This is a genomic window from Streptococcus sp. KHUD_018 (genome assembly GCF_054861215.1).
Window position 1 is genome coordinate 119,895 of the sequence record NZ_CM142176.1, and the last position, 23,211, is coordinate 143,105.

Sequence of the window (23,211 nt, forward strand, 5' to 3'; positions counted from 1 at the left end):
CTATTTATGATAATCTGGATCGCGGTAATGTGTTTTATAAAAGATAGCGACCAGATAAAGAACAAAAAGAATGTTTTGTACAGTGATAAGGGTTGTCATATTTTGGCCAAAAAGTCCCAAAATAAGTGTAATCAAAGTTGGTAATCCTAAACAGTTCAAGATAAAATGGTAGCACTCTTTAAAGCTCCTAAATGAAAAGAGGCGTGATTTTTTGGTGATATAAAGGAGAAGACTAGCTCCAAGAGAGACAATGAAGAAATTCAATCCAAAGAGGAAGCTAGCACCAAGGACGAGAAAGAGACTGATATAGACACGGTTCTGCTGGTACCAGTCTTTAGAAATAGCCTGGGTCAAACTTTCCTTACTCTGGAAACTCTCCGTTTGAATCGCGTGGTAGCGAATGCGAGTCAATTCCTTACTTTCCTTACTGATGACGAGTTCTTCCGTATCAAAATGCAGTTGTAGGTCCTTTGGCAATTCTTTGCTTTGGCTTGGACCAATCAAAAGAGAAGGCTGCTGATTCTTAGTGCCTGAGTAGTTCAGCTTTCCATCTACGATTTGTACATTCTCTGACAAGTCCATGATGGCTTCATCTGTCAGTGGAGTGTAGACATTATCGATAAAGGTATCCAGTGGATACGTCTCCTGAGAGCTATTTTGAATGGCAATCGGAACCATAGACAAGCTGATGAGGAAAATGCTCGTAAAGAGAAGCTGAAACCAGTTGAGGCCGAAACGTTTTGATAGGGGCTTACGAAATCCCCAGATACTAGAGAAATACGAGAATGGATATGGAAGCATAGGCATCTTTCTAAAAGTGTTTTCTATATGAGTATTATTATATAGAGAAATGTGCTTTATTTCAAGTCTAGTAGAGAAATTGCTTGTTGAAAAGCTGATTCTGCTACTATTTGAGGTCTTGTGTCTAATCTTTCAACTTTAGAAACAAGATCCAAAATGAAAAAGGGTGGCGGGGGTATATTACCCCTTGTCGCCACCACTTGTAAGTCCTGAAACAAAGTTCTTTTGTAGGAAGAAGAAGAGAATACAGATTGGAAGGGCGATGAGGATAGCACCTGCTGAGAAGTAGGCGATCTTCATGTTTTTCACATTGCTAACGAAGGTTTGGAGACCAACGGCAACAGTAAAGTATTCTTTCTCACGAAGCAAGAAACTAGAGAGGATGTAGTCTCCGAAAGGTCCCATGAAGGCCCAGAGAGCTTGTACAGCCACCATTGGGCGAACAAGTGGGAGAACGATTTGCCAGAAGCGACGGAAGTGTCCTGCACCATCTAGTTTCGCAGATTCATCAAGAGACATTGGCACGGTATCAAAGTAACCTTTCATGAGCCAAGCGTTCATAGGGATACCTCCACCGACGTAGAGGAAGATGAGGAACCAGCTGTGGTTAAGGGCGTTCAACATAAGTGCCATAACGAAGAAGGCAGTCAAGGCGGCCATGGTTGGCACCATTTGGATGATCAAGAAGAAGACCAAACTTTGTTTACGAGCCAAGAAGTTGTAACGGCTGTAAGCATAACCAGCAAGTACGATGATACTTGTTTGAACAACCATGGTAATCAAGGCGATAATCAAGGTATTGAGATACCAAGTACCGTATAAGGTTTCAGTAAAGAGTCCTTTAAAGTTATCAAAATTGAAGTCGATGTTAGTATCTAGTTTAAAGGCTGCGACGTTACCTGCTTTAAAGGCTGACATGATGGTAATCAAAAGTGGATAGATAATGACAATTGATAGGCCAATCAAGTAGAGGTAAGTGAGGGTTTGAGTCAGTCTACGTTTGAGTTTGATTGAGTTATTCATCTTAGACGTCCTCCATATCAAATGCGTGTAGTTTCTTGAATGCGATCATAGAGATAGAGATGACAATGATTGAGATAATCAAGGTAACAGCTGCCGCCATAGAGTATTGAGGAGATGTACCTGTTGTCAAACGGTAAATCCATGAGATCAAGATATCAGTTGAACCGGCTCCGCCACCAACGCTACCAGGACCTCCGCCGTTGAAGAGGTACATGATAGAGAAGTTGTTAAAGTTGAAGGTGTATTGGCTGATCAATGTTGGAGCTGCAACAGCCAAGATCATAGGGAAAGTGATGTTGCGGAATTTTTGCCAAGCATTGGCACCATCGATGTAAGCCGCTTCGTAGAGGTCGTTAGGAATAGACTGCAAGATACCCAAGGTCAAAACGTAGATGTATGGGAATCCCAGCCAACCCTGCATCATAATCAAGGCAATCTTAGTCCAAGTTGGATTTGTTTTCCAAGGGATAAGAGCTCCATCTAGGAAAGGAAGGACCTTAGACAAAAGAGGCAAGACTTGCGTATTGATGGCACCAACACTATCATTAAACATATTTGAGAATGTCAGGATAGTGATGAAGGCTGGAACAGCCCAAGGAAGAAGGAAAATAACACCAAAGATACGTTTTCCTTTGATAAATGGTTGGTTAGCAATGATCGCTGTGAAGATACCAATCACAATCTGCAAAGTAGAAGCAGACAAAGCCCAGATGATGGTCCAAGAAAGAACGGAACCAAAGGCTGAACGGAAGGTACTTAAGCTCCAGATGTTTGTGAAGTTAGTCAAACCAACCCAGTCCAACAATTTGTTTGGTGGCAAGTGTTGGAAGTCATAGTTGGTAAAGGCAATCATCAAGGTTACGATAACTGGGAAGATAATTGCAAATGTCATCGCTACATACGATGGGATAATCAAAAGGTATGGGAATCCATTCTCATAAATGCCTTTAATCATATCCTTGAAGGTACGAGCTACAGGAATACCGTTGTTGATACGTTTAGCAGTCGTATGTGCGTCCTTGATATTAAAGATATAAAAGAGCAGGTAAACGACTACAAAGATTAAATGGAAGGCACCACGAATCAGCATGAAAAGTGAATTATCACGACCAGGTTTGTCACCAAGTGTGATCAAATTGCTCAATTCAGGGCTTGCAAGTGTTAGAAAATACAGAACAAATAAAACGGTAACACCAAGAAAAATAAATCCTTTAGCTTTTTGTTTGTTATAAATTTGTCCTAAACCAGGAATGATTGACAGCAAGGCTGCTTTGCGAGGCTGTTGTTTTTCCATGATTACTCCTTTCATAGGATGCGAGATAAAACTCGGATTCGATCGTAAGATACGTGCGTATGATAATAGGCGTATCTATACATTCAAAGGGGGATTTTGCTTCCACCCCCCTTGAACAAATCAATTATTCACCAAATTTTTGTTTGATTGTTTCCTTGATCAATGTTACAGCATCGTTAGCAGCTGTTTTCGCATCTTTCTTACCACTTACAGCTTCAAAGAGCATTGTTTTAGCTGGGTCCCAAACAGCTGACATTTGTGAGATGTTTGGCATTGGTTGAGCGTTCTTGAACTGTTCAATCACGGCTGTTGTCAACTCATCTTTTTTGCCTTCAGCATAAGTACGAGCTTCAGTATTAGCTGGGATTTCGTTTGTAGTGTCGTAGAACGCTTTTTGTTGTTCAGTTGATACAAGGAAGTCTACAAATTTTTGTGCAGCTTCAAGATTCTTAGTGCTTGATGGGATGATCCAAGCTTTACCACCACCGAATGCTGAGTAGTCTTTTCCGTTTGGAAGAGTTGGGATAGTCGCAACACCGTAGTTCACTTTAGCATCTTTGAATGCTTGAGCTTTCCAAGGGCCGTCAATGATAGCAGCAGTTTTACCTTCTTGGAATTGAGTTTGGATTAAGTTTGGAGCTCCTTCAGTATCTTGCATACCTTTAGGCCATTTTTCGTACCAAGATTTAGCATAGTTGATAGCTGTAATTGAACCTTCGTTTGCAAGTCCGATATCTTTAGGATCTTTACCGTTTTGTCCGAATACGTAACCACCGTTACCAGCAAGGAGTCCGTATGCGTAGTAGAAGTTTGTCCAGTCAGCTAGGAAGGCAGTAGTTTTGCCATCTTCACCAGCGAAGGCGTATTTGCTGTCTTTAGCAAGGTTTTCCAAATCAGCAAATGTTTTAGGAGCTTCTTTCAGCAAGTCTTTGTTATAGTACAAAACGAGTGATTCGATAACAGCTGGAGCACCATAGACTTTACCGTCAGCAGCTGTTACAAGAGATTTAGTTTTATCATCTGTTTTAGCGCCGTCGCTCAATTTCACTTCTGAAAGTTGTCCGTCAGTACCAAGGCTACCTACGCGGTCGTATGGTGCCATCATAACGTCAGCAGCTTGACCTGATTGGTTGTCAAGAGAAAGTTTGTCAAGACCACCCATTTGGTCACCAGATTTGATGTTAACTTTTGTACCTGATTCTTTTTCATAAGCTGCAGCAACTTTTTCAGCATAAGCTTTGTATTGGTCTTCAACGTAAAGAGTGATTTCTTTTGCTTCAGATGAGCTAGTATCAGCTGCTTTATCAGCAGTTTTGCTTCCGCAAGCTACCAAAAGTAAGCTAGCAAGAGTAGCAGTTCCGAGCACAGCAGCGCTCTTCATGAATTTAGATGACATAGTGTATTCCTCCTAAAGAATAACAAAAATAATTTAATGAGAAAACGCAAACGTTTTCTTTTATGGGACTAGTATAGCACAATCAGAAAACGGTTGCAAGCGTTTTTAGAAAAAATTTTAAAAAAATTTTAAGGTTTCAAATTTTTATCAATGCCTTTATATAGGAAAAAACTTCAACTTTTAGTTTTTCTCGCTTTGAAAATGTCTAAGGGAAACGATTGCGTAAATTTGGCTAGATTTTTCAGAAAATAGAGCAGAAGTTTGGAATGAATTATCTTAAATCAGAAAATCTTTAAAATTTTTTTGGCTCATTTCATAAAATATCAGTGGGAACAAGTTTTGTTTGATTAAAATAATTCAAAAAAATTTTTTAAAAACGCTTGCATTTGTGTTTGAAATACGCTATACTTAACTTAACGCAAACGTTTGCGCCTTGATTGCGCAACGTTTTATAACAAACACATGAGGTGCTATTATGAAAAAACGTCAAAGTGGTGTGTTGATGCACATCTCTTCTCTACCAGGAGCATACGGAATTGGATCATTTGGTCAGACTGCCTATGATTTCGTTGACTTCTTGGTTCGTACGAAGCAACGTTACTGGCAAATCCTCCCTCTTGGGACAACAAGCTATGGGGATTCTCCATACCAATCATTCTCAGCCTTTGCTGGAAATACGCATTTTATCGACCTTGATATCTTGGTAGAGCAAGGCTTGCTCGAAGCCAGTGATCTTAAAGGTGTTGACTTTGGTAGCGATGCATCTGAAGTCGATTATGCGAAGATTTATTATGCACGTCGTCCGCTTTTAGAAAAAGCTGTCAAACGCTTCTTGGAAGTGGGTGATGTCAAAGATTTTGAGAAGTTTGCTCAAGACAACCAATCATGGCTCGAACTCTTCGCAGAGTATATGGCGATTAAAGAGCATTTTGACAATCTTGCTTGGACAGAATGGCCAGACGCAGATGCTCGTGCGCGTAAAACTTCAGCACTTGAAAGCTACCGTGAGAAATTGGCAGACAAGTTGGTTTACCACCGTGTGACTCAATACTTCTTCTTCCAACAATGGTTGAAATTGAAAGCCTACGCTAACGACAACCACATCGAAATCGTTGGTGACATGCCTATCTACGTCGCTGAAGATTCAAGCGACATGTGGGCAAATCCACACCTCTTCAAGACAGATGCCAATGGTAAAGCAACTTGCATCGCAGGATGCCCACCAGATGAGTTTTCTGCCACTGGTCAGCTTTGGGGGAACCCAATCTATGACTGGGAAGCAATGGACAAAGATGGTTACAAATGGTGGATTGAACGCTTGCGCGAAAGCTTCAAGATCTACGATATCGTTCGTATCGACCATTTCCGTGGTTTCGAATCTTACTGGGAAATTCCTGCTGGTTCCGATACAGCGGCACCTGGTAAATGGGTGAAAGGTCCTGGCTACAAACTCTTTGCAGCCGTTAAGAAAGAACTTGGTGACTTAAACATCATCGCAGAAGACCTTGGTTTCATGACAGATGAAGTCATCGAATTGCGTGAACGCACTGGCTTCCCAGGAATGAAGATTCTTCAATTCGCCTTCAACCCAGAAGACGAAAGTATCGATAGCCCGCACTTGGCACCTGCCAACTCTGTTATGTACACAGGAACACACGATAACAATACAGTCCTTGGTTGGTACCGTAATGAGATTGACGATCCAACTCGTGAATACATGGCTCGTTACACGAACCGTAAAGAGTACGAAACAGTGCCACACGCAATGCTTCGCACAGTATTTTCATCCGTTAGCTTCATGGCTATTGCAACCATGCAAGACTTGCTAGAACTAGATGAGTCAGCTCGTATGAACTTCCCATCTACTCTTGGCGGAAACTGGTCATGGCGTATGACAGCAGATCAATTGACACCAGCTGTTGAAGAAACTTTGCTTGACTTGACTACAATTTATCGCCGAATTAATGAAAATTTGGTAGAATTAAAGAAATAAGACAATATCAGGAGACACATAAACATGTTACCATTAAACGAATTTGTACAAAAACGTTACAATAAAACTATTGCAGAATGTAGCAATGAAGAGCTTTACCTTGCTCTTCTCAACTACAGCAAGCTTGCTAGTAGCCAAAAGCCAGTCAACACTGGTAAGAAAAAAGTTTACTACATCTCAGCTGAGTTCTTGATCGGTAAACTCTTGTCAAACAACTTGATTAACCTTGGTCTTTACGACGATGTGAAAAAAGAACTTGCTGCTGCAGGTAAAGAGTTGATCGAAATCGAAGAAGTAGAATTGGAACCATCGCTTGGTAACGGTGGTTTGGGACGTTTGGCAGCCTGCTTTATCGACTCAATCGCTACACTTGGTTTGAATGGTGATGGTGTTGGATTGAACTACCACTTTGGTCTTTTCCAACAAGTTCTTAAAAACAACCAACAAGAAACAATTCCTAACGCTTGGTTGACAGAGCAAAACTGGTTGGTACGCTCAAGCCGTAGCTACCAAGTGCCATTTGCACACTTCACATTGACATCTACTCTTTACGATATCGATGTACCTGGTTACAAGACAGCTACTAAAAACCGCTTGCGTTTGTTTGACTTGGATTCAGTTGATTCTTCTATCATCGAAGATGGTATCAACTTTGACAAGACAGATATCGCTCGCAACTTGACTCTCTTCCTTTACCCAGACGATAGCGACAAGCAAGGTGAATTGCTCCGTATCTTCCAACAATACTTCATGGTTTCAAACGGTGCACAATTAATCATCGACGAAGCAATCGAGAAAGGAAGCAACTTGCATGACCTTGCAGACTATGCAGTTGTACAAATCAACGATACTCACCCATCAATGGTGATCCCTGAATTGATCCGTCTCTTGACTGCGCGTGGTATCGAACTTGATGAAGCAATCTCTATCGTTCGTAGCATGACTGCCTACACTAACCACACAATCCTTGCTGAAGCCCTTGAAAAATGGCCTCTTGAATTCTTGGAAGAAGTGGTTCCTCACTTGGTACCAATCATCGAAGAATTGGACCGCCGTGTGAAGGCAGAATACAAAGATCCAGCTGTTCAAATCATCGACGAGAGCGGACGTGTTCACATGGCTCACATGGATATCCACTACGGATACAGCGTAAACGGGGTTGCGGCTCTTCACACTGAGATCTTGAAGAACTCTGAGTTGAAAGCCTTCTACGACATCTACCCAGAAAAATTCAATAACAAAACAAACGGTATCACATTCCGTCGTTGGCTCATGCATGCTAACCCAAGCTTGTCTCACTACTTGGATGAGATTATTGGCCGTGGTTGGCACCATGAAGCAGATGAGCTTGAAAAACTCTTGTCATACGAAGACAAGGCTGCTGTCAAAGAAAAATTGGAAAGCATCAAGGCTCACAACAAACGTAAATTGGCTCGTCACTTGAAAGAACACCAAGGTGTGGAAATCAATACAAACTCTATCTTTGATATCCAAATCAAACGTCTTCACGAGTACAAACGCCAACAAATGAACGCTTTGTATGTCATCCACAAATACCTTGATATCAAGGCTGGTAACATCCCTGCTCGTCCAATCACAGTCTTCTTTGGTGGTAAAGCAGCTCCTGCCTACACAATCGCCCAAGACATCATTCACTTGATCCTTTGCTTGTCAGAAGTGATTGCAAACGACCCAGCAGTAGCTCCACACTTGCAAGTCGTAATGGTTGAAAACTATAACGTTACTGCAGCAAGCTTCCTCATCCCAGCATGTGACATCTCAGAACAAATCTCACTTGCTTCTAAAGAAGCTTCAGGTACTGGTAACATGAAATTCATGTTGAACGGAGCTTTGACTCTTGGTACTATGGACGGAGCTAACGTGGAAATCGCTGAATTGGTTGGAGACGAAAACATCTACATCTTCGGTGAAGATTCAGAAACTGTTATCGACCTTTACGCAAAAGCAGCTTACAAATCAAGCGAATTCTACGCTCGTAAAGCTATCAAACCATTGGTTGACTTCATCGTGAGTGACGCCGTTCTTGCAGTAGGTAAGAAAGAACGCTTGGAACGTCTTTACAACGAATTGATCAAAAAAGACTGGTTCATGACTCTCCTTGACTTGGAAGACTATATCAAGGTGAAAGAGCAAATGCTTGCTGACTACGAAAACCGTGACGCATGGTTGGATAAAGTCATTGTCAACATTGCCAAAGCAGGATTCTTCTCATCTGACCGTACAATTGCTCAGTATAACGAAGATATTTGGCACTTGAACTAAGAATTACATAATTTAAACCCGTACCTTGAAGGTGCGGGTTTTGTTTTATCTGAAAGTTTTAATTACAATACTTTCCCAACCAGAATCTCTGCTTCAATGGTAATCTCAGTCAACTGAGTCCAGTCAATCTTGGTCTGGTCAACATGAAAGAGAAGAGGCGTCATGCTGAGCAGGGCTTGGCGTTGCTCTGCTGTGATGGGTTTGGTCAGGGAGGCTGTTTGGCTAGATTGGATGCTGAAGTATTCCTGGAAATGTTCCTTGATATCTTGGTTGGAATAGTCCTTGTTTGTCAGCTGGTCTTGTACCCTTTGACGGATTTCTTTGAGGTGATTTTCAGTTGGGATGACCTTGATTAAGATACCGTCTTTGGATAAAACGCGGCGAAATTCTCCATAATTGGCAGGGGAAAAGATATCAAGCAGGATATCCATACTGGCATCTTTTATAGGAAGTCGAGCTAGGTCACCAACAAACCAGTTGACCGCCCAGTTGGGTTCGCTCTTGGCAGCGATTTGGACGGAAACTTTAGAAATATCAAAGGCGTAAAAGGCTTTGTCAGGATGACTTTCTTGGAGCTTACGAGAGTAGAAGCCTTCGCCACAACCGATATCCAAGACTGTTTTTGCGGATGGTTTAGTCGCTAGTATGTCCGAGATGCCTTTTAAGATATTCTGATAAAACCCAGCTTCTAGGATTTGCTGGCGATTTTGAAAGTTTTCTTTGTCGTAGTTGGCAGATTGTTTGATTTGAGGTGCTAGATTGACATAGCCGAATTTTGCTAAATCGAAAGAGTGGCGGTTGCTACACTTGAGACTAGTTTCGACCAAGGTCAGATTTTCTTGGCAGATGGGACAGGCAAAAGCATTAGCAGATGCAAAGCGCTGGAGTTTGGGTTTGAGGTTTGTATTCATAACTTAAGTCTAGCAAAAGAGGCAAGCGAAAGCAAGTATAGGAGTATGTAGATATGAGATTCAATAGAAATAAATCCAATTCTTTAATCCATAGAATGGAATTGCTTTTATATCTAAATTGCTATATAATAATGATAAGGAGGAAACGACTATGTTAAAAGAAGTATTAACCATCGCAAAAGCTGCGAAAAAATCATCACTCTTTTTGGGTGGTGTAGCATTTGGCACTCTTGGTTTGAAAATCTTGGCAAGTAAAGAAGCTAAAAAAGGCTATTCTAAAGCTTTGGCTAAGGCTTACAAATTGAAAGACGGGCTAGATGCATCTGTTTCTGTTGTGAAACAACATGGAGACGATGTCTTGCAAGATGCCAAATATTTGTACGAGCAAGAGAAAAAAGAAGAGCAATTAGATAGCCTTATAGGAGAATAATATGTCTTTTAAAGTGCTACATAGAGGATACCAACATATCCGACTATCATCTTCTTTTTCACTCACCTTGGACATTCAAGACTATCTTCGTTCCTTGGCGAGAGATGAAAAGGGGATTGAGTCTATCCAGTTTTACATGGATCAACAGCACTTTACTCTACGCATCAAAGAAGGCTTTTCTGTATTAGATAATGCAGAAGCCTTTTTAAAAAGAATTGATAAAGGGAAAGTTTCTGAGTTGATGACTCTTCCCATTCGTAGAGAAGAGACTGCTTATTCTATCGTTTCAGGCGCAGCGATTAAGCGCTGGCTTTTTCGCAGTTTTGTACCTTATCCTATTCGATATATCTGGACCTGTTACCAGGCTTTGGGGTATGTCAGAGAAGCTTATCAAACTCTAGCGCGTAAGGAGTTAACGATGGAAGTCTTGGACTGTTCGGCTATTTTATTGTCCATGTTTATGAACCAATCCAAGACGGCTAGTAACATCATGTTTATGCTTGATTTAGGCAATCATTTAGATCAGTGGTCCTTGAAAAAAACTGCAACAGATTTAGAACAGAGTCTTCTTGCAAAAGAGAGCGATGTATTCTTGGTACAGGGCGATACGGTCGTTAGCATCAAGAGTTCCGATGTTCAAATAGGAGATGTCTTGGTCCTATCTCAAGGAAATGAAATCCTGTTTGATGGACAAGTAGTTTCAGGTTTAGGTATGGTCAATGAAAGTTCCTTGACGGGAGAGAGTTTTCCAGTTGAAAAAAGAGAGTTTGATTCGGTTTGTGCAAATACAGTCTTGGAGACTGGAGAGCTACGTATTCGTGTAACCGATAATCAGATGAACAGCCGTATTTTACAACTGATTGAGTTGATGAAGAAATCTGAAGAAAACAAGAAAACTAAACAACGCTATTTCATCAAGATGGCGGATAAGGTCGTCAAATATAATTTCTTGGGTGCTGGTCTGACTTACCTATTAACAGGTTCTTTTTCTAAGGCTATTTCTTTTCTATTGGTCGATTTCTCCTGTGCTTTGAAAATCTCTACCCCTGTAGCTTATTTAACAGCTATCAAGGAAGGGTTGAATCGTGAAATGGTGATTAAGGATGGGGATGTTCTGGAGAAATATCTGGAAGTCGATACCTTCTTATTTGATAAGACTGGGACAATCACAACTAGCTATCCTATAGTTGAAAAGGTGTTACCTTTTGGAGACTATAGTGAGGAAGAAATCTTAAGAATAAGTGCCTGTCTTGAAGAACACATCTATCATCCTATCGCTAATGCCATTGTCAAGCAAGCTGAGATAGAGGGAATTGAACATGAGGAAATGCATGGGAAACTCCAATATATTGCAAGCAAGGGAATTAAGTCCCATATCGATGGCCAACTAGTTGTTATTGGGAATTATGTCTTGATGCAGGATGAGCAGATTCATATCAGTTCGGAACAAAATGCTTTAATTGAAGAGTATAAGAGCCACTACAATCTCTTATTCTTAGCATATCAGAATGAATTGATTGGAATGTTCTGCATCCATACTCCTTTGAGAAAAGAAGCAAAAGCAGCCTTGGAGAAACTTAAGGCACAAGGGAAAAAATTGATTCTGGCAACAGGGGATACCCTGGTTAGGACAGAGGAATTAGTAAAAGATTTGCCCTTTAATCAAGTCTATACAGACTTGAAACCTGATGGGAAGTTTGAGTTAGTAGAGAAACTGCAGAGAGCAGGTCACACTATTTTGATGGTTGGGGATGGATTGAATGACTCAGCTGCTCTAACCCTATCAGATATCGGTGTGGTGATGAATGAGAGTGCAGATATTTCTAAGCAAATGAGTGATATCTTATTGTTAGATAATCGCTTGGATTTCTTCCAAGAGTTGGATTTGCTATCATCATCTTTGCAAACACTTATCAAGAAGAATATTCAAGATACCGTTGTCGTAAATAGTAGTTTGATTGGCTTTGGCTTGTTTAATTGGCTCAGTCCTTCAAACCTCTCTATCCTACATAATCTAACAACCTTACGCATAGTCCTGCGTAGCCTGTCTATTAAGGGATAGGTGGGGACTATTCACAGCAAAAAGGAGTTACCTTTCTCGAGGGTAACTCCTTTTTTTATAGGTAAATGTTTAACAATTTAGTAAGTCAATACAAAGTATTTTTTCTTACCGCGGCGGATAACAGTGAGTTCGTTTTCCAACTTATCTGCATCACTCAAGACATAGTTAAGGTCTTGGATACGGTCACCGTTGACGTAGATAGCTCCGTTTTGAACATCTTCACGAGCTTGGCGTTTTGAATTGACCACGCTAGAAGATACAAGGAGTTCCACGATATTGTGATTTTCGTCAGCTTGTACTTGGTAGTTTGGCACTCCACGAAGTCCTTGTTTGAGTTCTTTGACAGAAAGGTTTTTGATGTTTCCTGCAAAGAGTTGCTCGGTGATGTTAAGGGCTTCTTTGTAAGCTTCTTCTCCGTGAACAAGAGTCACCACTTCACGAGCGAGGACTTTTTGAGCCAAGCGTTCGTGTGGAGCTGCTTCAAACTGCTTGCGGATATCTTCAATCTCATCGAGTGTCAAGAAAGTAAAGATCTTCAAGAAGCGAACAGCGTCAGCGTCCATCACGTTCATCCAGAATTGGTACATTTCGTATGGAGAAGTCTTTTCAGGGTTGAGCCAGACTGCGTTTCCTTCTGATTTACCAAATTTCTTACCAGTCGCATCTGTGATGAGGGGAACTGTGATAACGTGGCCTGTCTTATCAGCCTTACGACGAAGCAATTCGGTACCAGCGGTCATATTTCCCCACTGGTCAGAACCACCGATTTGAAGGGTTACGTTGTGGTCTTGGTTAAGGACATAGAAGTCATAACCTTGCATGATTTGGTAGGCAAACTCTGTGTAAGAAATTCCTGTTTCGATCCGTTTTTTTACAGACTCTTTACTCATCATGTAGTTGACAGTGAAGTATTTTCCGACATCACGAAGGAAGTCAATGAAGCTGATGCTGCCAAACCAGTCGTAGTTGTTGACCATGACAGCTTTATTTTCCCCATTTTCAAAGTCAAGAAAACGAGAAAGTTGTCCTTGGATAGACTTGACCCAGCCCTCTACTGTGTCTTTTGTTTGGAGACTACGCTCAGCATCTTTGAAGGACGGATCTCCAATGAGACCTGTAGCACCGCCAACGAGCGCATAAGGTTTGTGACCTGCTAGTTGCAAACGACGACTAGTCAAGATTGCGACAAGGTGACCGAGGTGAAGGCTGTCAGCAGTTGGGTCGTAGCCGGTATAATAAGAAACTTGACCTTCTTCTAGGGCTTTACGCAAAGCTTCTTCATCAGTCGTTTGAAAAATCAAACCACGCTCTTTTAGCTCATCAAAAATGTGCATGTGTCTTTTCTCCTTTATAAAATATTGTTTCTACCTATTGTATCACAAACTTGGGCAATAGCCTAGTGGAATAGGGAAGAAAGTGGCTATTTTATTGAAAGTTTCCCTTTTATGGTATAATAGAGAAAGTGAGGACATTCATGAAAAAAAGAATTGATGAATTAAAAACAAAAATGCTGCATTTTTTCCAGCAACTAACTGCCAAATGGAAGAAAAAACAAGCAAGTAAAAAGACTGATAAGAAAGTGGCTTCTTCTGACAAAGTCAGAAGGGTTGGGTCTATTTTGGCTAAGATTTTGAGTGGGTTTAAAATAGTCTTTAACACTCTCTTTATCCTAGGTTTTATCGGTGGACTGTTTGGCGCTGGTATGGCTATGGGTTATGGAGTCGCTCTATTTGACAAGGCTCAGGTTCCTCAAGCAGAAGAGTTGGTCAAGCAAGTGAAGGATATTGCCTCTATCTCAGAAATCACTTATTCTGACGGGACTACCATTGCCTCGATCGAGGGCGATTTGTTGCGCACTTCAGTTGCTTCGGATGCTATATCAGATAATCTTAAGAAAGCCATTATTGCGACAGAGGATGAGCATTTCAATGAACACAAGGGAGTTGTACCTAAGGCCGTTATTCGTGCGACCTTGGGAACCTTTGTCGGTCTAGGGTCGTCCAGTGGTGGTTCGACCTTGACCCAGCAGGTCATCAAGCAACAGGTGGTAGGGGATGCTCCGACCTTGGCTCGTAAGGCGACAGAAATCGTAGATGCTCTTGCCTTGGAGCGCGTCATGAGCAAGGACGAAATTCTGACAACCTATCTGAATATTGCTCCTTTCGGTCGCAATCACAAAGGTCAAAATATTGCAGGTGCCCAGCAAGCTGCAGAAGGAATTTTCGGTGTTAATGCTTCAGATTTGACGATACCTCAAGCGGCCTTTATCGCAGGCTTACCACAGAGTCCGATTAGTTATTCCCCTTATGAATCTGATGGCAGTATGAAGAGTGATGAGGATATGGCTTTGGGTATCAAGCGTGCCAAGGATGTCCTCTACAATATGTACCGGACAGGTGCTCTGAGCCAGGAAGATTACGACAAGTACAAGGATTATGACTTTAAGCAAGACTTCCTACCATCAGGTAGTGTCAACGGAAGCTCACGCGACTATCTTTACTTTGCAACCTTGGCAGAAGCTACCGATCGGATGTATGATTATCTAGTTGAGAGAGACCACGTCTCTGCTCAAGAGTTAAAGAATGAGTCCATCCAGAAAGCTTATCATGACCTAGCAACCAAGGAAATTGAGAATGGTGGGTATAAGATTACGACGACTATTAATAAAAACGTTCATACCGCAATGCAAAATGCGGTTGCGACCTACGGCTATCTGCTAGATGATTCGACAGGCCAGCCTGAAGTAGGGAATGTCCTCATGGACAACCAAACGGGAGCCATTCTTGGCTTTGTTGGTGGGCGTAATTATCAAGAAAATCAGAACAATCATGCCATTGACACCAAACGTTCTCCAGCTTCAACCACTAAACCTATACTGGCCTATGGTATCGCGATTGACCAGGGTTTGATGGGAAGTGCAAGTATCTTATCAAACTATCCGACAAACTTTTCAAACGGCAATCCCATCATGTATGTCAATAGTCCTGGTACAGGGATGATGACCTTGGGAGAAGCTCTCAACTATTCATGGAATATCCCAGCCTACTGGACTTATCGTACGCTTCGAGAGAAGGGGGTCGATGTCAAAGGCTATATGGAAAAAATGGGTTATGAAATCCCAGAATATGGTATCGAAAGTTTACCGATGGGTGGGGGGATTGAAGTTACAGTTGCCCAGCATACCAATGGGTATCAGACCTTGGCTAATAATGGAGTCTACCATAAGAAACATATGATTTCCAAGATTGAATCGACGACTGGACAAGTGATTTATGAATATAAAAGTCAACCTGTCCAAGTTTATTCAAAAGCGACAGCGACCATCATGCAAAGTCTACTTCGTGATGTCATTTCATCTCGAGTTACGTCAAGCTTTCAGACTGATTTGGCCTCTATCAACCCAAGTCTGGCTCGTGCTGACTGGATTGGAAAGACTGGTACGACCAATGAAGATGAAAATATGTGGCTTATGCTTTCTACGCCACGCTTGACTCTAGGGGGCTGGTTAGGTCACGACGACAACCGACCACTAGCCAAAGGAGCAGGTCACTACCGCAATGCCAACTATATGGCCCACTTGGTTAATGCCATCCAGCAAGCCGAACCTGGCATTTGGGGGAATGAGCGCTTTAGTCTAGATCCAAGCGTGACCAAGTCTCAAGTCCTCAAATCGACAGGAGAGAAACCTGGCAAGGTCACAATCAATGGCAAAGAAGTCACCGTTTCAGGTTCTACAGTAACGAGCTATTGGGCTACTAAAGAAGGGGCGCCAGTAACTACTTACCGCTTTGCCATCGGAGGGAGCGATGCCGATTATCAAAATGCTTGGAAGAGCATTTTAGGAAGTTTACCCACTCTTCCTACCCCAACTCTCCCAAGTTCAAGTGGTAGTTCGGGAACAAGCTCATCAACTCGCTCAAATCAATCAAATCGATAGAATAAAAAAGTAGCATGATTCATTCAATAATATTTTTCATGCTACTTTTTTCTTTTTTCATTTCGTGTTACAATAAAGATATGAATAAGTATCAAAAGAAGATTTTTAAGGGAACTTTATATTCACTGTTGTCAGGCCTAATCTGGGGGATTTGTGGCATTCTGGGGGAGTATTTTTTTGCCCATTATCAGGTGTCGTCTGGCTGGATCACTTCCATGCGCTTGCTAGTGGCAGGGAGTTTGGTTTTAGCTTTATCAGCCTTTCAGTTACGCACTCGATTATTGGATATCTGGCGGGACAAGAAAAATTATCTGCCTTTTTTAGCCTATGCTATTCTAGGTATTTTTTCTGTGCAGTTTTTCTTCTATCTCTGTGTTGAATATTCGAATGCGACGACAGCAACGATTTTGCAATTTATCAGTCCAGTTTTTATCTTGTTTTATAATCGTATCGTTTATCAAAAGAAGGCTTCTATCACAGCTATTCTCTATGTTTTGATTGCCATGCTAGGTGTTTTTTTGATGGCTACAAAAGGGGATTTATCCAAGCTATCAATGACACCTCTGGCTTTGGTGACAGGGCTACTCAGTGCTGTAGGAGTCATGTTCAACGTTATCCTGCCTCAGCGTTTTGCACGTGACTATGGTTTTGTGCCAACCGTTGGTTGGGGGATGTTGCTAGCAGGTGTTTTTAGCAATTTTCTTTATCCTGTTCATCAGATTACCTTTCAACTTGATGTGACGAGCCTTTTGATTTGTTTTACTATTGCTGTGTTTGGAACTGCTTTTGCCTTTTTCCTTTCGATGAAGGCTGTGCTACTCGTCTCACCGTTAGTTGTCTCAGTTGTGAGTGCCAGCGAACCTTTATCTTCCGCATTGTTAAGTGTGCTATTTCTAGGTATGGTTTTGGATGGTTTTCTAGCTTTGGCTATGATTTTGATTATCGTTCCAATGGTTTTCTTATCAATTGAGGAAACGAAGGAAAGGTAAAATGTTCTGTTCGGGTGCTTAAGGCTTCAAATTTGAAGCCTTTTTTGGTAGAATAGGTATCATTATAATGAACCAGGAGGTGCCTATGACTGCTACAAAAATGAATGCTCAAGAAATTATCCAATTTATCGCTAATGCTGAAAAGAAAACCAGTGTCAAAGTGACTTTTGAAGGACAACTAGCAGCTACTCTACCTAGCTCTGTTGTCAAACTAGGCAATGTTTTATTTGGAGACTGGAAGGACGTCGCTCCGCTTCTTGATGGTTTGGTAGAAAATCAAGACTATGTTGTTGAGCAAGATGCTCGTAATTCTGCAGTTCCTTTGCTAGATAAACGTGATATCAACGCTCGTATTGAGCCAGGTGCCATTATCCGTGACCAGGTGGAAATCGGGGACAATGCTGTTATCATGATGGGAGCTGTTATCAATATCGGAGCAGAAATCGGTGCAGGCACCATGATTGATATGGGGGCTATCCTTGGTGGGCGTGCCATCGTTGGGAAGAACAGCCACGTTGGTGCAGGAGCAGTTTTGGCAGGTGTGATTGAGCCGGCCAGTGCCGATCCAGTTCGTGTCGGAGACAATGTTCTCATCGGAGCCAATGCAGTGGTCATTGAAGGTGTACAAATCGGTAGTGGTTCGGTTGTCGCTGCAGGAGCTATCGTGACTCAAGATGTACCAGAAAATGTAGTGGTAGCAGGCGTTCCAGCTCGTATTATCAAAGAAATCGACAGCCAAACCCAACAAAAAACAGCGCTAGAGGATGCGCTTCGTACCTTGTAATTGTAAAAGTAAAAAAAGAGGCGGAACCCTTTTTCCAGCCTCTTTCTGCTATATCGGAGGATAGATAGATGTTAGATTTGATTCAGACTCGACGAGATTTGCACCAGATTCCAGAGATTGGCTTGGAGGAGTTCGAGACTCAGGCTTATTTGCTGGATGTGATTGAGAAATTGACAGCGGGCAAGGGATTTGTTCAAGTTCGTACTTGGCGGACAGGTATTTTGGTTTATTTGCAGGGAAGTCAGCCGGAGCGTACCATTGGTTGGCGGACAGACATTGACGGTTTGCCTATCGTCGAACAAACAGGCCTGCCTTTTGCTTCTCAGCACCAAGGTCGCATGCATGCTTGTGGACATGATTTTCATATGACCATTGCTTTGGGCTGTCTTGAGCGCGCCCTTGAGGAGCAACCCAAGAACAATCTTCTCTTCCTTTTTCAACCTGCAGAAGAAAATGAAGCTGGCGGAATGCTTATGTATGAAGACGGTGCTTTTGGGGACTGGCTACCAGACCAGTTTTATGGACTCCATGTTCGTCCGGATTTGAAGGTTGGTCAGATTGCGACCAATACCCATACACTCTTTGCAGGGACTTGTGAGGTGAAAATTCGTTTCAAAGGCAAAGGTGGCCACGCGGCCTTTCCGCATGAAGCCAATGACGCCTTGGTGGCTGCTAGTTACTTTGTGACCCAGGTGCAGTCAGTGGTTAGCCGTAATGTCAACCCAATCGAGGGAGCGGTGGTGACTTTTGGAGTTTTCCAAGCTGGAACAACCAACAATGTCATCACGGACACAGCCTTTTTGCATGGAACTATTCGAGCCTTGACCCAGGACATGAGTCTCTTGGTGCAAAAAAGAGTCAAAACAATCGCAGAAGGAGTTGCAGCAGCTTTTGATATGGAAGTCGAAGTGGAGCTTAAGCAAGGGGGCTACCTACCCGTTGAGAATGATCCAGCCTTGGCGCGTGAACTGATGGACTTCTTTGAAGAAAAAGATGGGATTGAGCTGATTGATATCGAGCCTGCTATGACTGGTGAGGATTTTGGCTATCTACTTTCGAAGGTAGATGGCGTTATGTTTTGGCTAGGTATCGATAGTCCCTACGCACTTCATCACCCTCAGATGAGTCCCAAGGAAGAAGCCTTAGCCATTGGAGTGGATGCGGTCTCTAGTTTCCTGAAAAAGAAGGTAGCAGAGTAGAGGTATTGTCTATGAAAGTAGCACTACGTAAGCAAGTCTTGCAAGAAATGATGGCTATTCCTCAGGAGCAAAAAAATACTATGGATCGAGTTTTAACAGAACGATTTTTGAGTCACCCCTTTTACCAAGAAGCCGAGGTCATTGCAACCTATCTCTCTTTTCCGCACGAGTTTCAAACGCAGGAACTAATCGGGCAGGCGCTGAAGGACGGCAAAAAAGTTTTGATACCCAAAACCTATCCCAAGGGGCAGATGGAGTTTGTGGTCTACAATCCGCAGCAGTTAGTAAAAACTTCCTTTGGCTTACTGGAGCCACAGGGCGACTTGGAAGTGGTAGATGCCTCTCAGATTGATTTGATTCATGTTCCGGGCTTGGCTTTTACAACTGAGGGCTATCGGATTGGATATGGCGGAGGCTATTACGATCGCTATCTAGAGAATTTTGCTGGGCATAGCATGAGTACAATCTATCCTTGTCAAATTCAGGATTTCAACTCGGAAGACCATGATATTCCCGTTCAGGAGGTGCTAATCTATGAAGGAAATCTTCGATAAACGCTACCCTGTGACTAGTTTTTTCCTCCTAGTGACAGCTTTGGTATTTCTACTGATGCAGATTACTACGGGTATCAACTTTGATCAAGCCAAAACTTTGTTTCAGTTTGGAGCTATGTATGGACCGATCATTCGCCTGTTCCCAGAGCAGATTTGGCGCCTTTTTTCGGCTATATTTGTGCATATTGGATGGGAGCATTTTATTGTCAATATGATTTCACTCTACTTTCTTGGACAACAGGTGGAGGAGATTTTCGGCTCTAAGCAGTTCTTCTTTCTCTATCTCTTATCTGGAATGATGGGGAATCTCTTTGTGTTTGCTTTCACACCGAAAGTCCTAGCAGCAGGAGCATCCACTTCTCTCTATGGATTATTTGCTGCGATTATCGTTTTGCGCTATGCGACTCGCAGCCCCTATATCCAGCAGTTAGGGCAATCCTACCTGACGCTTTTCGTGATAAATATCATTGGAAGTATTCTGATTCCAGGAATCAGCCTAGCAGGGCATATTGGTGGCGCAGTAGGCGGTGCTTTTCTAGCAGTCATTTTTCCAGTCAAATGGGAGAGAAAGATGTATAGTATTAGCCAGCGAATTGGAGCAACCCTACTTTTTATTGCACTAGCTGTTTTCCTTTGCTATAAGGGAATGAGCTATGTGTAGGGATGGAATAGTTAAATGCAAGCACCGATTCGGTTGCTAATAAGTCATCTGCAAAGATGGCTTTTTTTATTATGTGACTATTAGTCCGTCTCGCTCCGTCAGGTGCGAGACAAATAAACCACCCGCTATGCGGGTGCGCATCGAAGGTTATACCAAAAAACTCCAAACGCGATACAATAAAGGTGTTCAAGCCAATTGTAAAGCGAAAGGAGAAAAATATGGCACAAAAGGCACATAGTTTATCACACACAAAGTGGCACTGTAAGTATTACATTGTGTTCACCCCTAAGTATAGACGAAAAGTGATCTATAATCAATATCGAAGTAGTTTAGGCGAAATATTTCATCGTTTGTGCAGTTATAAAGGTGTTGAAATTATCGAAGGTCACTTGATGCCTGATCATGTACATATGTTAGTAAGTATTCCACCGAGGATAAGTGTTTCAAGTTTCATGGGATATTTAAAAGGTAAAAGTGCACTCATGATGTTTGATAAACACGCCAACCTCAAGTACAAGTTTGGGAATCGGCATTTCTGGGCAGAAGGTTATTATGTGAGTACAGTGGGACTTAATGAAGCCACAATTAAGAAATATATTCGAGAGCAGGAAAAGCATGATATATCATTGGATAAATTAAGTGTAAAAGAATATGAGGATCCCTTTAGGGATAGTGGTAAGTAATGCGAGCACCTCTTTGAGAGGTTTGTGAAGAGTCAAGAGCAATGAGGCTTGAACAAAGTGAAAGCCAGCGTCTTTAGGCGCTGGCTGGTAATTTGGGCTTATAGCCCTGGTGCAAACCACCCGTTAGACGGGTGGTTATGATTGCAAGCTTCAACAAAAAAGCCCTTAATTAAGAGCTTTGTTTTTCTTCTATTTCCCCTCAGCTAACTCTTTCCCAAGTTGGATGAGGTAGTCTTTCAAGTCGTCTTTGACTTGTGGGTGTTTGAGAGCGTAGTCGATGGAGGTTTTCATAAAGCCAAACTTGTCCCCGACATCGTAACGAGCCCCTTTGAACTCACGAGCAAATACACGTTGTGTTTTATTGAGGGTATCAATTGCATCTGTCAGCTGAATTTCATTTCCTGCACCTGGAGCTTGATTTTCGAGGATTTGGAAAATTTCAGGTGTGAGGAGGTAGCGTCCAATAATAGCAAGGTCACTAGGAGCGTCTTCTGGCGCAGGTTTTTCAACGAAGGTTTCAACGCTGTAAAGACCATCTTTTCCTTCGCCTTGTGGATCAATAACTCCATAGGCAGATACTTCATCGTGAGGGACTGGCATGACAGCGATAGTAGACGCGTGGGTATGTTCATAGTCATCCATGAGTTGTTTGGTGAGCGGAACAGCCTTTTCATTAGTGATATCCATCAAGTCATCCCCAAGCATCACGACAAAAGGTTCATTTCCGACGAAAGCTTTGGCTTGCAAAACAGCATCTCCGAGACCGCGTGGATGAGTTTGGCGGATAAAATGCAGGCGCATGCCAGTTGTCTCATCAACTAGCTTGAGAAGATCTGTTTTCCCTTTTTCTTTGAGGTTGTATTCCAATTCGAAGTTTGAGTCAAAGTGGTCCTCGATGGAACGTTTTGACTTACCTGTAACAACCAAGATATCTTCGATTCCAGATTTGAGGGCTTCTTCAACGATAAATTGGATGGTAGGTTTGTCTACGATTGGTAACATTTCCTTGGCCAAGGCCTTAGTTGCAGGGAGGAAACGAGTTCCCAATCCAGCGGCAGGGATGACTGCTTTTCTGACTTTTTGTTTCATAATGTTCCTTTCTATAAGGGTCTAAGACCATTCGTTTTCTGCTTTAAATTCGTTGTTCATGATGTCAGTGATTGCTTCTTTGATATTGACACCTTCATAGATAACTCGGTAAATGGCTTGTGTGATTGGCATATAGACACCCAATTCCTGAGCTAATTCGTAAGCTGCTCGAGTCGTTGAAATTCCTTCAATGACCATGCCCATGTTGGCTTCAATGTCTGCGAGAGATTCTCCACGACCGAGGGCATCACCTGCTCTCCAGTTACGAGAGTGGACAGATGTCCCTGTTACGATCAAATCCCCAACTCCAGAAAGACCGCTATAAGTCAGAGGATTAGCTCCAAGAGCGACACCTAGACGGGTGATTTCAGCCAAGCCGCGGGCAATGATGGCTGCCTTGGCATTGTCGCCAAATCCTAGGCCATGTAATGCACCCGCACCAACTGCAATGATGTTTTTAAGAGCACCAGCGGTTTCAACCCCGATAACATCCGTATTGGTATAGAGGCGGAAGTAGTGATTGCTAAAGAGATTTTGAACGTACTGGGCAGTTTCAAGGTCTTTAGAGGCTGCAGTGATCAAGGTAATGTCCCGTACAATGGTTTCCTCAGCGTGGCTAGGTCCTGAAACAACGACGACTTCACTACGAAGGTCAGCTGGAATTTCCTCTTCGAGAATAGTTGACAGACGTTTGTGACTATCTGGTTCCAAGCCTTTGGAGGCATGCATGATGACAACCTTGTGATCGAGTACCTTTGCTACTTGTTGGGCAACCAGTCTCGTTACTTTTGTTGGGACAACAAATAAAACAGCATCCACATCCTTTAATGTTTCTTCCAAGTCATGGTAGGCCTTGATGTTTTCGTCGAGTAGGATGTCTTTAAAGTAGCGTTTATTTGTATGCTGGCTATTGATTTCATCGATTTGGTCAGGAATATTTCCCCAAATGCGAACCTCGTGTCCATTGTCGTTTAGAACCTGCGAAAGGGCAGTTCCCCAAGAGCCAGGACCCAAGACAGCGATGGTTTGTTTCTTCATCTTCTCCTCCTTTTAAGAGTTCTTCTTTTCATTTTACCATAAAAAGCCTTTTCATGCATTACTTGCGAGTGAAAGCGCACTAAT

The 23,211-nt window shown here is 42.3% G+C and carries 19 protein-coding genes; 11 read left to right on the forward strand and 8 right to left on the reverse strand.

The genetic code is table 11. The features are described from left to right. The 4 genes from ACVBD2_RS00675 to ACVBD2_RS00690 all read right to left on the reverse strand — a co-directional run bounded on the left by ACVBD2_RS00675 (position 1) and on the right by ACVBD2_RS00690 (position 4,514). Positions 1-801, reverse strand: a complete 801-nt coding sequence (locus tag ACVBD2_RS00675) for a DUF1189 domain-containing protein (protein ID WP_461685828.1) — start codon at positions 799-801, stop codon at positions 1-3. Between the two features lie 180 nt (positions 802-981). Next, positions 982-1,824: a sugar ABC transporter permease gene (locus ACVBD2_RS00680; protein WP_001065641.1), complete on the reverse strand. Its 843-nt coding sequence runs from the start codon at positions 1,822-1,824 to the stop codon at positions 982-984. Between the two features lies 1 nt (position 1,825). Continuing rightward, a complete protein-coding gene (locus ACVBD2_RS00685) occupies positions 1,826-3,118 on the reverse strand; it encodes a sugar ABC transporter permease (protein ID WP_235097740.1) in 1,293 nt (430 codons plus the stop codon). A gap of 124 nt (positions 3,119-3,242) precedes the next feature. Then, positions 3,243-4,514 (reverse strand): extracellular solute-binding protein, encoded by a 1,272-nt coding sequence (locus ACVBD2_RS00690; RefSeq protein ID WP_084973527.1) that lies wholly within the window; start codon positions 4,512-4,514, stop codon positions 3,243-3,245. 475 nt (positions 4,515-4,989) lie between these two features. Here ACVBD2_RS00690 and malQ point away from each other — a divergent pair, with 475 nt between their 5' ends. Continuing rightward, positions 4,990-6,507, forward strand: a complete 1,518-nt coding sequence (gene malQ / locus ACVBD2_RS00695) for a 4-alpha-glucanotransferase (RefSeq protein WP_461685829.1) — start codon at positions 4,990-4,992, stop codon at positions 6,505-6,507. A gap of 24 nt (positions 6,508-6,531) precedes the next feature. Further along, positions 6,532-8,790 (forward strand): glycogen/starch/alpha-glucan family phosphorylase, encoded by a 2,259-nt coding sequence (gene glgP, locus ACVBD2_RS00700; RefSeq protein ID WP_461685830.1) that lies wholly within the window; start codon positions 6,532-6,534, stop codon positions 8,788-8,790. Between the two features lie 62 nt (positions 8,791-8,852). On the opposite strand, the gene ACVBD2_RS00705 is transcribed toward glgP, so the two are convergent. Further along, positions 8,853-9,701 (reverse strand): putative RNA methyltransferase, encoded by an 849-nt coding sequence (locus ACVBD2_RS00705; protein WP_461685831.1) that lies wholly within the window; start codon positions 9,699-9,701, stop codon positions 8,853-8,855. A gap of 151 nt (positions 9,702-9,852) precedes the next feature. Here ACVBD2_RS00705 and ACVBD2_RS00710 point away from each other — a divergent pair, with 151 nt between their 5' ends. Next, positions 9,853-10,131 carry a DUF6110 family protein gene (locus ACVBD2_RS00710; RefSeq protein WP_303432515.1) on the forward strand — a complete coding sequence of 93 codons (279 nt, stop codon included), beginning with the start codon at positions 9,853-9,855 and terminating at the stop codon, positions 10,129-10,131. A 1-nt stretch (position 10,132) separates the two neighbouring features. Then, positions 10,133-12,193: a heavy metal translocating P-type ATPase gene (locus ACVBD2_RS00715; protein WP_461685832.1), complete on the forward strand. Its 2,061-nt coding sequence runs from the start codon at positions 10,133-10,135 to the stop codon at positions 12,191-12,193. A gap of 77 nt (positions 12,194-12,270) precedes the next feature. Here the strand turns inward: ACVBD2_RS00715 and tyrS are convergent, their stop codons facing one another. Continuing rightward, on the reverse strand, positions 12,271-13,527 hold the full coding sequence (gene tyrS / locus ACVBD2_RS00720; RefSeq protein WP_461685833.1) for a tyrosine--tRNA ligase: 1,257 nt from the start codon (positions 13,525-13,527) through the stop codon (positions 12,271-12,273). A gap of 140 nt (positions 13,528-13,667) precedes the next feature. On the opposite strand from tyrS, the gene pbp1b reads away from it, so the two are divergent. From pbp1b to tnpA, 7 genes are all read left to right on the forward strand, one after another. Next, positions 13,668-16,130, forward strand: coding sequence for a penicillin-binding protein PBP1B (gene pbp1b / locus ACVBD2_RS00725; protein WP_461685834.1), 2,463 nt, complete (start codon positions 13,668-13,670; stop codon positions 16,128-16,130). Positions 16,131-16,210: 80 nt separating this feature from the next. Further along, on the forward strand, positions 16,211-17,119 hold the full coding sequence (locus ACVBD2_RS00730; RefSeq protein ID WP_461685835.1) for a DMT family transporter: 909 nt from the start codon (positions 16,211-16,213) through the stop codon (positions 17,117-17,119). A gap of 85 nt (positions 17,120-17,204) precedes the next feature. Beyond that, positions 17,205-17,903, forward strand: coding sequence for a 2,3,4,5-tetrahydropyridine-2,6-dicarboxylate N-acetyltransferase (gene dapD / locus ACVBD2_RS00735; RefSeq protein WP_461685836.1), 699 nt, complete (start codon positions 17,205-17,207; stop codon positions 17,901-17,903). A 68-nt stretch (positions 17,904-17,971) separates the two neighbouring features. Continuing rightward, a complete protein-coding gene (locus tag ACVBD2_RS00740) occupies positions 17,972-19,102 on the forward strand; it encodes an N-acetyldiaminopimelate deacetylase (RefSeq protein ID WP_461685837.1) in 1,131 nt (376 codons plus the stop codon). Positions 19,103-19,113: 11 nt separating this feature from the next. Beyond that, positions 19,114-19,656, forward strand: a complete 543-nt coding sequence (locus ACVBD2_RS00745; RefSeq protein ID WP_132972287.1) for a 5-formyltetrahydrofolate cyclo-ligase — start codon at positions 19,114-19,116, stop codon at positions 19,654-19,656. Beyond that, positions 19,637-20,317 carry a rhomboid family intramembrane serine protease gene (locus ACVBD2_RS00750; protein ID WP_461685838.1) on the forward strand — a complete coding sequence of 227 codons (681 nt, stop codon included), beginning with the start codon at positions 19,637-19,639 and terminating at the stop codon, positions 20,315-20,317. Before ACVBD2_RS00745 ends, ACVBD2_RS00750 begins: the two co-directional genes overlap by 20 nt. Before the next feature lie 218 nt (positions 20,318-20,535). Next, on the forward strand, positions 20,536-21,000 hold the full coding sequence (gene tnpA / locus ACVBD2_RS00755; RefSeq protein ID WP_461685839.1) for an IS200/IS605 family transposase: 465 nt from the start codon (positions 20,536-20,538) through the stop codon (positions 20,998-21,000). A gap of 189 nt (positions 21,001-21,189) precedes the next feature. Here the strand turns inward: tnpA and galU are convergent, their stop codons facing one another. Together galU and ACVBD2_RS00765 are read right to left on the reverse strand one after the other, a co-directional pair. After that, positions 21,190-22,089: a UTP--glucose-1-phosphate uridylyltransferase GalU gene (galU, locus tag ACVBD2_RS00760; protein WP_000811026.1), complete on the reverse strand. Its 900-nt coding sequence runs from the start codon at positions 22,087-22,089 to the stop codon at positions 21,190-21,192. Positions 22,090-22,110: 21 nt separating this feature from the next. Next, positions 22,111-23,127, reverse strand: coding sequence for an NAD(P)H-dependent glycerol-3-phosphate dehydrogenase (locus ACVBD2_RS00765; protein ID WP_461685840.1), 1,017 nt, complete (start codon positions 23,125-23,127; stop codon positions 22,111-22,113). Between the last annotated feature and the right edge of the window lie 84 nt (positions 23,128-23,211).